Annotated in this window: 11 protein-coding genes; 6 read left to right on the top strand and 5 right to left on the bottom strand. The window is 65.9% G+C overall.

Going from position 1 to position 9,833, the window contains the following annotated elements:
* Positions 1 to 378 (bottom strand): S-adenosylmethionine decarboxylase, encoded by a 378-nt coding sequence (locus RMO23_RS11725; protein ID WP_309681661.1) that lies wholly within the window; start codon positions 376 to 378, stop codon positions 1 to 3.
* A gap of 137 nt (positions 379 to 515) precedes the next feature.
* Here RMO23_RS11725 and tkt point away from each other — a divergent pair, with 137 nt between their 5' ends.
* From tkt to yjjJ, 5 genes are all read left to right on the top strand, one after another.
* Complete coding sequence (tkt, locus tag RMO23_RS11720; RefSeq protein ID WP_309681659.1) at positions 516 to 2,558, top strand: transketolase; 2,043 nt, start codon at positions 516 to 518, stop codon at positions 2,556 to 2,558.
* 58 nt (positions 2,559 to 2,616) lie between these two features.
* Entirely contained in the window at positions 2,617 to 3,615 is a 999-nt protein-coding gene (gap, locus tag RMO23_RS11715) for a type I glyceraldehyde-3-phosphate dehydrogenase (protein ID WP_309681657.1), read from the top strand.
* Between the two features lie 103 nt (positions 3,616 to 3,718).
* Positions 3,719 to 4,648: a VTT domain-containing protein gene (locus tag RMO23_RS11710; protein WP_309681655.1), complete on the top strand. Its 930-nt coding sequence runs from the start codon at positions 3,719 to 3,721 to the stop codon at positions 4,646 to 4,648.
* Positions 4,649 to 4,698: 50 nt separating this feature from the next.
* On the top strand, positions 4,699 to 4,923 hold the full coding sequence (locus tag RMO23_RS11705) for a hypothetical protein (protein WP_309681654.1): 225 nt from the start codon (positions 4,699 to 4,701) through the stop codon (positions 4,921 to 4,923).
* A gap of 86 nt (positions 4,924 to 5,009) precedes the next feature.
* A complete protein-coding gene (gene yjjJ, locus RMO23_RS11700) occupies positions 5,010 to 6,329 on the top strand; it encodes a type II toxin-antitoxin system HipA family toxin YjjJ (protein WP_309681652.1) in 1,320 nt (439 codons plus the stop codon).
* A gap of 102 nt (positions 6,330 to 6,431) precedes the next feature.
* On the opposite strand, the gene RMO23_RS11695 is transcribed toward yjjJ, so the two are convergent.
* The 3 genes from RMO23_RS11695 to RMO23_RS11685 are packed head-to-tail and all read right to left on the bottom strand — an operon-like array spanning position 6,432 to position 7,842.
* On the bottom strand, positions 6,432 to 6,854 hold the full coding sequence (locus RMO23_RS11695) for a VOC family protein (protein ID WP_309681650.1): 423 nt from the start codon (positions 6,852 to 6,854) through the stop codon (positions 6,432 to 6,434).
* A 49-nt stretch (positions 6,855 to 6,903) separates the two neighbouring features.
* Positions 6,904 to 7,401 carry a VOC family protein gene (locus tag RMO23_RS11690; protein ID WP_309681648.1) on the bottom strand — a complete coding sequence of 166 codons (498 nt, stop codon included), beginning with the start codon at positions 7,399 to 7,401 and terminating at the stop codon, positions 6,904 to 6,906.
* 21 nt (positions 7,402 to 7,422) lie between these two features.
* Positions 7,423 to 7,842, bottom strand: coding sequence for a VOC family protein (locus tag RMO23_RS11685; RefSeq protein WP_309681647.1), 420 nt, complete (start codon positions 7,840 to 7,842; stop codon positions 7,423 to 7,425).
* Positions 7,843 to 7,981: 139 nt separating this feature from the next.
* Here RMO23_RS11685 and RMO23_RS11680 point away from each other — a divergent pair, with 139 nt between their 5' ends.
* Positions 7,982 to 8,632, top strand: a complete 651-nt coding sequence (locus RMO23_RS11680) for a TetR/AcrR family transcriptional regulator (protein ID WP_309681645.1) — start codon at positions 7,982 to 7,984, stop codon at positions 8,630 to 8,632.
* A gap of 193 nt (positions 8,633 to 8,825) precedes the next feature.
* Here the strand turns inward: RMO23_RS11680 and RMO23_RS11675 are convergent.
* Positions 8,826 to 9,833, bottom strand: a 1,008-nt coding sequence (locus RMO23_RS11675; protein ID WP_309681643.1) for a pirin family protein, incomplete at its 5' end; no start/stop codon positions are given.

The following is a 9,833-nucleotide window of genomic DNA, read 5'->3' as shown; positions in this document are numbered from 1 at the left end:
TCATTCGCTGTCACCCCGGTCCAGCGAGCGCTGCTCGGTCCACTCGGGTGCAAAGCGCTCGATCAGCGCCTGCATCAGGCCGCGTGCCCGGGCCGGCTGGTCGCCGTCCAGGGTGCACACCGACACATCCAGCGTCACCGCTTTTTCGGCCGGCCAGGTGTGCACGCAAACATGCGAGCCCGCCAGCAGCACCGTCGCCGACACGCCGCCGGGGCCGTGCGCCGTGGCGGGCGCGGCGTGAAACAGCTGCTTGACCGGCTCCAGGCCGGCCGCCCGCACCGCCTGCACACACCACGGGCCCAGTTGCGCCGCGTCGGTCAGCCAGGCCGCGTCGCAGCGGCAATGGTGCAAATCGGCAGTCAGGTGAAGTCCTTGCATGCCCCAGACTTTAGACCATGCGCGGGCCGCGGCACCGGGCTGCCAAAACGGCCCGCGGCCCGCGCCAGTGGCCGAACTGTAAAATACCGGGTTTTCCCCCGCTTCCCCCTTTCTTTCCCCCTCCCGGAGCTGCCTACATGGCCAACACCCCACTGATGGCGAATGCGATACGCGCACTCGCAATGGACGCCGTTCAACAAGCCAATTCAGGCCATCCCGGCGCCCCCATGGGCATGGCCGACATGGCCGTTGCCCTGTGGGGCCAGCACCTCAAGCACAACCCGCAGAATCCGCACTGGTTCGACCGCGACCGCTTCGTGCTGTCCAACGGCCACGCCTCCATGCTGCTGTATGCGCTGCTGCACCTGACCGGCTACGCGCTGCCGATGAAGGAACTCAAAAACTTTCGTCAGCTGCACAGCAAGACCCCCGGCCACCCCGAACTCGGCTACACCCCCGGCGTCGAAACCACCACCGGCCCGCTGGGCCAGGGCCTGACCAACGCGGTCGGCATGGCGCTGGCCGAAAAGCTGCTGGCCAAGGAGTTCAACCGCGACGGCCATGCGGTGGTCGACCACCACACTTATGTCTTCATGGGCGACGGCTGCCTGATGGAAGGCATCAGCCACGAGGCCGCCGCGCTGGCCGGCGCCTGGAAGCTGGGCAAGCTGGTGGCGCTGTACGACGACAACGGCATCTCGATCGACGGCCAGGTCGCGCCCTGGTTTGTCGACAACACGCCGCTGCGCTTTGCCGCCTATGGCTGGAACGTGATCGGCCCGCTCGACGGCCACGACAGCGATGCCGTGTCGGCCGCGATTGCCGAGGCGAAACAGAGCAGCGACAAGCCCACGCTGATCGTCTGCAAGACCCACATCGGCAAGGGCAGCCCGAACCGCGCCAACACCGCCAAGGCCCACGGCGAGCCGCTGGGCGCCGAGGAAATCCAGCTCACGCGCGACGAGCTGAACTGGCCGCACACGCCGTTCGAGATTCCGCCCGAAAGCTATGCGGCCTGGGACGCCAAGGCCGCCGGCCTGGCCGCCGAGACCGCCTGGGACGTGAAATTTGCCGCCTACCAGGCCGCGCACCCCGAACTGGCCGCGGAATTGACGCGCCGCATGAAGGGCGAACTGCCCAAGCGCTTTGCGCAGCTGGCCGTGGATACGGTCATCGGTGCGCACACCCGGGCCGAAACCGTGGCCTCGCGCAAGGCCTCGCAGATTGCGCTCGAAGCCTTCACCGCCGGCCTGCCCGAGATGCTGGGCGGCTCGGCCGACCTGACCGGCTCCAACCTGACCAATACCAAGTCCACACCCCCCCTGCGTTTTGACCTGGACGGCGTGGTGGTGCAGACCGTGGCGGCCAACGGCAGCAAGATTGGCGGGCGCCACATCAACTACGGCGTGCGCGAATTCGGCATGGCCGCCATCATGAACGGCCTGGCGCTGCATGGCGGTTTCATTCCCTACGGCGGCACCTTTTTGACCTTTAGCGACTACAGCCGCAACGCCATCCGCATGGCCGCGCTGATGAAGCTGCGCGTAGTGCATGTGTTCACGCACGACTCGATCGGCCTGGGCGAAGATGGCCCGACGCACCAGTCGATCGAGCATGCCGCCAGCCTGCGTTTGATTCCCAACCTCGACGTCTGGCGCCCCGCCGACACGGCCGAAACCGCCGTGGCCTGGGCCGTGGCGCTGCAAAACAAAGACAAGCCGACGGCCTTGCTGCTGAGCCGGCAAAACCTGCCTTACGCACCTAAAAACGACCTCGGCGAGATCAGCAAGGGCGCTTACGTGCTGGCCGAGCCGGCCGAAGTGGGGCTGAACAAAAAGGCCCAGGCCGTCATCATTGCCACCGGCTCCGAAGTGCAGCTGGCGCTGAAGGCGCAAGAGCTGCTGGCCGCCCGCAAGATCGCGGTGCGCGTGGTCTCCATGCCCAGCAACACCACCTTCGACAAGCAGAAAACCGCCTACAAGAGCGAAGTGCTGCCGGCAGGCATTCCGCGCATCGCGGTCGAGATGGGCGTGACCGAGGGCTGGTGGAAATACGGCTGCGCCGCCGTGGTCGGCATCGACAGCTACGGCGAATCGGCGCCGGCGCCGGTGCTGTTCAAGCACTTTGGCTTCACGCCAGAGAACGTGGCCGACACCGTGCGCAAGGTGTTGAAGAAGTAAGCTGGGTTTGGCAATCTGGGTTTTGACGTTTTCGTATTAACTTTTCTGGAGATACAGCATGACAATCAAGGTAGGCATCAATGGTTTTGGCCGCATCGGCCGCAATGTGCTGCGCTCGGCCGTGCAGAGCTTTGGCGATATCGAAATCGTCGGCATCAACGATTTGCTCGAGCCCGGGTACCTGGCCTATATGCTGCAGTACGACTCGGTGCATGGCCGCTTCCAGGGCGAGGTTTCGGTCGAAGGCAACACCCTCACCGTCAACGGCAAGAAAATCCGCCTGACGCAGGAACGCGACCCGGCGGCGCTCAAGTGGGGCGACATCGGCGCCGAGGTCGTGCTCGAATGCACCGGCCTGTTTCTGGACAAGGCCGGCGCGGAAAAGCACCTGGCCGCCGGCGCCAAAAAAGTCATCATCTCGGCCCCGTCGAAAGACGACACGCCGATGTTTGTGTTTGGCGTGAATGACAAGAGCTACCAGGGCGAGGCCATCATTTCCAACGCCAGCTGCACCACCAACTGCCTGGCCCCGGTGGCCAAGGTGCTCAACGACAAGTGGGGCATCAAGCGCGGCCTGATGACGACGGTGCACGCCGCCACCGCCACGCAAAAAACCGTGGACGGCCCGAGCAACAAGGACTGGCGCGGCGGCCGCGGCATTCTGGAAAACATCATTCCTTCATCCACCGGCGCGGCCAAGGCGGTCGGCGTGGTGATTCCCGAACTCAACAAAAAGCTCACCGGCATGTCGTTCCGGGTGCCGACCTCCGACGTGTCGGTGGTGGACCTGACCTGCGAGCTGACCAAGGAAGCCACGCTGAAGGAAATCTGCGCCGAGATGAAGGCACAGAGCGAAGGCGCGCTCAAGGGCGTGCTGGGCTACACCGACGACAAGGTGGTCGCCACCGACTTCCGCGGCGACACCCGCACCTCGATCTTTGACGCCGACGCCAGCATCGCGCTCGACGGCACCTTCGTCAAGATCGTCGCCTGGTACGACAACGAATGGGGCTACTCCAACAAGTGCCTGGAGATGGTGCGGGTGGTGGCGAAGTAATTGCTGCCTGTTTCAATAAAAAAGCGCCTTCGGGCGCTTTTTTATTGCTAGACGAGCCGAGAACTTACACTCATCCTCTCCGAGGAAAAATGCAAGCAAGGCCATGGACATTGCCCCCCTCACCGAAGCCCTGCAGCGCGACGCCGTCTGGGTCGTGTTCGTCAATGTGCTGCTGCAGCAATTGGGGCTGCCGATCCCGGCGGTACCCACGCTGCTGATTGCGGGCAGCCTGGCAGGCGCTTTCGGGCCGGCGGCGCAAATGCTCATGGCCGCCGTGCTGGCGTCCCTGATCGCCGACGGTTTCTGGTATTCGGCCGGGCGCGCGTTTGGCTATCGCGTGCTGTCCGGTTTGTGCCGGCTGTCCATCAATCCGGGCTCGTGCGTCTCGGAGACCGAGGGGCGTTTCATGCGCTGGGGCGCCTGGTCGCTGGTGATCGCCAAGTTCGTTCCCGGCTTCTCCACGGTGGCGCCGCCCATCGCCGGCTCGCTTCGCATGCCACTGGCGGGCTTCATGGCCGCCGCCGGTCTTGGCGCCGCGCTCTGGGCCGGCGCTGCCCTCCTCGGCGGATGGTTGTTGCGGGCCCAGCTTCAATCCGTGCTGGCGGTCATGAGCCGGCATGCAGGCACCGCCATCGCCGTGATCGCGGCCGGCCTCGGTGCCGGGCTCGCGTGGAAACTGTGGCAGCGGCATCGCTTCAAGCAGCTGGCCGTCATGCCTTACATCACCCCGGTGGAGCTGATGGCAGCACTGGAATCGGACACGCCGCCTTTGCTGCTCGACTTTCGCGGCGCCGCGCTGCTGGCCCAAACCGGGCCCATCGCCGGTGCGACACCGGCCCACATGGACGATTTGCCCCGCACGGTCAGCCATTGGCCCAGGGACCGGCCCGTCGTCACGCTTTGCGCCTGCCCCGACGACGCCACCGCCGTGCGCGCGGCGCTCAGCCTGATGAAATTGCGTTACACCTCGGTGCGCCCCCTCAAGGGCGGCTACGATGCCTGGCTGCGGCACCTGGACCAGCAGGCGCGATGACGGCGGACTTCAAACAGAACGCACCGAAAAGGCAGACGGTTTTGGCTTTCTTGACGCTGAAAAAACTGAACGAGCAGGTGGTGGCCGTCCATCTGGAAAACGGCGAGCATGTCGGCAACCTCAAGCTGATAGGCGGCGTGTGGAAGTTCAAGGCCATTGGCTACGACGCTGAGGGCCGCGTGATTCCGGGCGGCGGGCCGCTGACCGAGCGGCACAACCTGCGCTTTGCGGCGCTCGACGAGACTCTGATCAGCGTCCAACTGATGCTGAAATAATCTATTCTTGATTGATGGCAGGTTATTGATTAACCTAAAATAAATGCGTATTTAATCTATTCAATCAATAATTCATTCATTCATTCATGACGCCTCTTTCTCCCCTGGCTGAAAAAGTGGTGCTGGTCTTGCGCCAGCGTGGCGGCGTGGTCACGGGCGCTGAACTGCAGACGCAGCTGGGCGTGAGCCAGCCAACGGTTTCGCGTGCGCTGGCGCCGTTGATCCAGTCGGGCCGGGTGCAAAAGGTCGGGGCGGCTCGATCGCAGCGCTATCTGCTGCCGCGCACCGTGGCTGGCGTGGGCCGCAGCATACCCATCATGCGCGTGGACGCGCAGGGCCAACCCAGCCCGTTTGCGCGCCTGGTGCCGCTGGAAGGCGGCGCCATGTGGGTGGATGAAGAAGACGGCCTGAGCAAGCGCTACGACGGCTTGCCCTGGTTTCTGGACGACATGCGGCCCCAGGGCTTCATGGGTCGCACCTTTGCCCATGCGCACCCGGAACTGCACCTGGGCACCGACCCTGGCCGCTGGAGTGCCGACGACGTGCTGCGCGCGCTGGCGCTGTTTGGCGATGACCTGCCGGGCAACCTCATCGTCGGTGAGGCCGCGTTTGCGCGCTGGCATTCGCTGCCCGCACGGGCCTCGCGCGCCGATTCGGAAGCCGACTACCCGCGCCTGGCCGAAGCCGCCATGCAGGGCACGCTGCCCGGTTCGTCGGCCGGTGGCGAGCAACCGAAGTTTTGCACCCTCACGGCGGGCCGCCACGTCATCGTCAAGTTTTCACCCGCCGGCGACGCGCCGGCAGACCAGCGCACGCGCGACCTGCTGGTGTGCGAACACCTGGCGCTGCAGACGCTGGCCCATGCCGGCGTGCCCGCCGCCCGCACCCGGCTGTTCACCGGGGCGGGGCGCGTTTTTCTGGAGTCCGAACGCTTTGACCGCGCGGCACACGGCGCCGTGCAGGGTCGTATCGGCATGGTGTCGCTGCTGGTGTATGACGCCGAATACGTTGGCCAGATGGACAACTGGGCCGCCACGGCAGATCGCATGCTGGCGCGCGGCCTGATCACCGCGCCGGATGCACACCACCTGCGTTTGCTGGAGGCCTACGGCCTGCTGATCGCCAACACCGACCGACACTACGGCAACATCTCGTTTCTACTGCAGGATGACGACTGGACGCTTTCGCCCACCTACGACATGCTGTATGCGCCGGTGGCGGGTGAGCTGGTGGCGCGGGACTTTGCCGCGCGCAGTCCGCAGCCGCTGGCGGCGATGCTGCCTGAATGGCCACAGGCACGGGCGCTGGCGCTGGCCTTTTGGGCGGCAGCGGCGGCCGACGCGCGCATCTCGGCAGGCTTTCGGGCCATTGCGGCTGAGAACCGCGATTTTTTGACGGCAAAATGACGCTGCAGCCCAGGTGTGGCGGGCGCCTACAGCTATAAAAACAATAGCAATACACGTCCATTCCACGCCACTTGCCCGCTGACCGTTACCTGCCACCCGCCGTCACGGCAGCGCAATCACCATCCACGACACGCCAAAGCGGTCGGCCACCATGCCGAAGGACGAGGCAAAAAAGGTTTTCGTCAGCGGCATCTGCACCTGGCCGCCCTCGCTGAGGGCGTTGAACAGGCGCTTGGCTTCGGCGTCATTGGCGGCCGTGATCGACAGCGACATGCCCTTGAAGTCAGCCTTGCCGCTGGCCATGCCGTCGGAGGCCATCAAGGTGGTGTCGCCAATGCTGAAGCTGGCGTGCATCACCTTGTCGGGTGGCGGCGCCGAGCCGTCGGCGCAGCCCGCGCCGGCCTGCGGGTCGGGGTTGTCCTTGAAGTGCATCAGGTCGATGACCTTGGCGCCCACGGCGGCGCCGTAAAACTTGAGGGCCTCTTCGCAGCGACCTTCAAAAAACAGGTAGGGTTGAACTTGCATGGTGCTCTCCTTGGGGTGGTTGGTTGAGGTTGAGGGGGATTCGCGAGGCTTATCCGGCAAGCGCGCGCTGCAGCGCGGCCAGGTCGATCTTCTTCATCTTCAGCATGGCGCTCATGACGCGGTTCGACTTGGCCGGGTCGGCGCTGCTCATCAGTTCGCCCATGGCGCGCGGCACGATCTGCCAGGACGCGCCGTACCGGTCCTTGAGCCAGCCGCACTGCTGGGCCTCGGGCGGGCCGCCGGCCGACAGCTGGTCCCAGTAATAGTCGATCTCTTGCTGGCTGTCGCAGTTGACCTGGAACGACACCGCCTCGTTGAACTTGAAGACCGGCCCGCCGTTGAGCGCGGTGAAGCTGTGGCCGTCGAGTTCGAAGGCCACCAGCATGACGCTGCCGGGCTTTTGCCCGTGCACCTCCTGGCCGGCGTCGCCGTAGCGCGAGATGTGGGTGATCTTTGAGTTTTTGAAGACGCCGGTGTAGAAGGTGGCGGCCTGTTCGGCCTGCTGGTCGAACCAGAGGCAGGGCGTGATTCTCTGAACGCTTGGCATGGGCTTAACTCCTTGGGGGTTTCAGTTTGAGGTGTGACCCGGCACGGCGTTCGGGTCCATGTAGACCAGCTCCCAGAGGTGGCCGTCCAGGTCCTGGTAGCCGTGCCCGTACATGAAGCCGTGGTCCTGCGGCGGGCGCGGCGTGCTGGCGCCGGCCGCCACCGCCTTGCGCACCATTTCGTCAACCGCCGCGCGCGAGTCGCAGGACAGGCACACCAGCACCTCGGTGCTCTGGCGCGCGTCGGCCACCGGTTTGGTCGTGAAGGTCTTGAAAAAGGGCTCGACCAGCAACATCACGTAAATGTGGTCTTGCGACACGATCATGCAGGCGGCGTTCTTGTCGGTGAACTGGCGGTTGAACTGGTAGCCCAGCGCGGTGAAAAAGCCCATGGCCCGGTCGAGGCTCTTGACGGGCAGGTTGACGAAGATCTGTGTAGCCACGGCGATGGCTCCTTTGCAGAAATGTTAATGACAGGGCTGGCAAAACGGCATCAAACAGGTTTCGACATGTTTTGTGTACGCCGTCCACAAAAGAATATCAAAGATAATGGACACTGTCCACATAAAAAAGTAACCAGGCATGACAACCGCGCCCCCACCCCTTGCCGCGCGCAGCACCTACCGCCACGGTGACCTGCGGCGCGCGCTGCTGGAGGCCGGCATGGCGTTGGCGCGCAGCGGGGGGCCCGATGCGGTGGTGCTGCGCGAAGCGACGCGCCGCGCCGGCGTGGCGCCCAATGCCGCCTACCGCCACTTTGCCAGCCGCCAGGCGCTGCTGCAGGCGGTGCGCGCCGCCGCACTGGCGGCCGTGGCCACCGCCATGGAGGCCGAACTGGCCCGCCTGGCGCCCGGCCTGGCGCCGGCCGACAGGGCGCGCGCCAGTCTGCGTGCGGTGGGCACCGGCTACCTGCGCTTTGCCCAGCGCGAGACCGGCCTGTTTCGCACCGCCTTTGCCGCCTCTGATCGGATGATTCAGGCCACCCCCGAGTTGCCCTCGGCGGGACCGGGCGGGCTCAACCCGTTTGAACTGCTGGGCAGCGCGCTCGACCAGATGGTCGCGGCCGGCGTGCTGGCGCCCGAGCGCCGCCCCGGCGCGGAGCTGCTCGCCTGGTCGGCGGTGCATGGCCTGGCCGTGCTGGTGGTGGACGGGCCGCTGGCCAGCGTGGTCGGGCCGCAGATGGAGCCGGTCGGGCAGCGCCTGCTCGACATGGTGGAAAAAGGCCTGCCTTAGCGCGGCGCCGGCCCGCCGGTTGTGTCTGCCGTTCGCCCTGAGCTTGTCGAAGGGCCTGCCGCTGATGGCCAGGCTTGGACAGGCTCAGCCCGAACGCGGGCTGAGTAGCTGCTTTTGACCATCAAACTGGCCGCCAGCCCAGCTAATACGCGCGCTGGCAGCTATATTTTTAATAGTATTGAAGGCGCCCACATCAGCGCGCCGGCCCGTCCTTGCGACCGTCCGGGTGTTTTGCAAAGCGTGTCGCGTCACGCCCATGCACCGGCGCCTGGCTGGGCCAGGGCCAGCCGCCGAACTGCGTGCGCTGGTAGTCCTGCAGGGTTTGCGCAATCTCGGCCTCGGTGTTCATCACAAACGGGCCGTACTGCACCACCGGCTCGCCAATCGGCCGGCCCTGCAGCAGCAAAAATTCGCTCACTTCGTCGCCATTGACCAGCTCCACCGCCGCATCGGCGCGCAGCTCGACCGCCGCGTGGCCGCTGACGGCCTGCCCGGCAATGCGCACCGACTCGCCCTTGAAGAAATACAGCATGCGCCGCGTGCCCCCCGCCGCTTGGCCGCCAGTGGCTGCCGGCAGCGTCCAGCGCGCGCCCGGCGCCATGCGCAGCGTCCAGATCGCCACGTCGGCTTCGGCCTGCGCCGCCCACGAATCCGGCGGCGGCGCCAGCGGAGCCGGCGCTTCATCCGCGCCATCGGCCGGCGTCAGCCGCCCGGCAATCAGCGCCACCTCGGTCGTGCGGCCCTGCGCGTCGGTGGCCCGATGACGCGGAATCTGCCCGGACCAGAACATTGTGAAATGCGGCGCCACCATCTTGTTGCGCGCGGGCAGGTTCAGCCAGATCTGGAACAGCTCCAGCGGATTCGGCGCGGCGCGGTCGAGCAGCGGAAACATCTCGGCATGCACCACGCCGCTGCCGGCGGTCAGCCATTGCACATCGCCGCCGCCAAAGCGCGCCGCCGCGCCCAGCGAGTCGGAATGGTCGATCAGGCCCTTGCGCACAATCGTCACGGTTTCAAAGCCGCGGTGCGGATGGCCCGGAAAGCCCGGCACGGCGCTGCCGTGGTACATGCTCCAGCCGTCCTGGCGGCTGAAGTCCTGGCCGATGTCGCGCCCCGCCAGCGAGGCGGCCGGCCCCATCTCGGCATTGGCCGCCGGGTAGGCGTCGTCGTGCCAGACGCAAAACAGGAACGGGTCCAGCGT

This window comes from Polaromonas sp., assembly GCF_031411155.1.
In the GTDB taxonomy this organism is placed as follows: Bacteria; Pseudomonadota; Gammaproteobacteria; order Burkholderiales; family Burkholderiaceae_C; genus Polaromonas.
Note: the sequence above shows the minus strand (reverse complement) of the source record. Positions and strands in the feature narration are given on the sequence as shown.

Coding starts and splice junctions, on each gene's coding strand:
- RMO23_RS11680 (WP_309681645.1), top strand. CDS start 7,982: ATGACAACCGCGCCCCCACCCCTTGCCGCGCGCAGCACCTACCGCCAC.
- tkt (WP_309681659.1), top strand. CDS start 516: ATGGCCAACACCCCACTGATGGCGAATGCGATACGCGCACTCGCAATG.
- RMO23_RS11725 (WP_309681661.1), bottom strand. CDS start 378: ATGCAAGGACTTCACCTGACTGCCGATTTGCACCATTGCCGCTGCGAC.
- RMO23_RS11690 (WP_309681648.1), bottom strand. CDS start 7,401: ATGCCAAGCGTTCAGAGAATCACGCCCTGCCTCTGGTTCGACCAGCAG.
- RMO23_RS11710 (WP_309681655.1), top strand. CDS start 3,719: ATGGACATTGCCCCCCTCACCGAAGCCCTGCAGCGCGACGCCGTCTGG.
- RMO23_RS11695 (WP_309681650.1), bottom strand. CDS start 6,854: ATGCAAGTTCAACCCTACCTGTTTTTTGAAGGTCGCTGCGAAGAGGCC.
- yjjJ (WP_309681652.1), top strand. CDS start 5,010: ATGACGCCTCTTTCTCCCCTGGCTGAAAAAGTGGTGCTGGTCTTGCGC.
- gap (WP_309681657.1), top strand. CDS start 2,617: ATGACAATCAAGGTAGGCATCAATGGTTTTGGCCGCATCGGCCGCAAT.